A 615-nucleotide genomic window follows, 5' to 3' on the forward strand; every position below is an offset into this window, starting at 1 on the left:
TGCGGATCGGCTTCGAGCAGCGCGATGGGCATCTGATCCACCGGTTCCAGCCGCGGGTCGAGAGCGGGTTTGCGAGGATCGAGCGCTGGCGTTCCAAGGCCACGCGCGAGGTGTTCTGGAAGACGATTGCGCCGGATAATGTGACTAGTTATTACGGCAAGACCGCGGCGGCGCGGGTGGCCGATCCGGCGTTTCCCAATCATGTATTCTCGTGGTTGCTCGAAGAGTCGCATGACGATCGTGGGAACATCGTCGTCTATGAATACAAGCAAGAGGATCTCGCGGGTGTGGACGTCAACGCGACCGAGGAGCGGCCGCGCTTGGCGGACACGCCGGGGCAGGCGCAGCGCTATCTCAAGCGAATCAAGTATGGCAACGCGACGCCGTTTGTCGCTGCGGGGTGGTTGTTCGAGGTCGTGCTCGACTATGGCGAGCACGGGACCTGGCATGGTGAGCAGCTCGAGGTCACGCCTGACGAGGACCGGCCCTGGGCGGCGCGGCCCGACACCTTCTCGAGCTATCGGGCCGGGTTCGAGATCCGCACGCGGCGGCTGTGTCGGCGCGTGTTGATGTTTCATCGCTTCGCCGAGCTCGGCGACGCGCCGTACCTGGTCG

At 64.4% G+C, this 615-nt stretch carries 1 protein-coding gene; it reads left to right on the forward strand.

Going from position 1 to position 615, the window contains the following annotated elements; genetic code table 11:
- On the forward strand, window positions 1-615 hold a 615-nt coding region (locus tag ENSA7_RS41510; RefSeq protein WP_280524076.1), incomplete at both ends, for a SpvB/TcaC N-terminal domain-containing protein.

It is taken from the genome of Enhygromyxa salina (assembly GCF_002994635.1).
Classification (GTDB): Bacteria; Myxococcota_A; Polyangia; order Nannocystales; family Nannocystaceae; genus Plesiocystis; species Plesiocystis salina_B.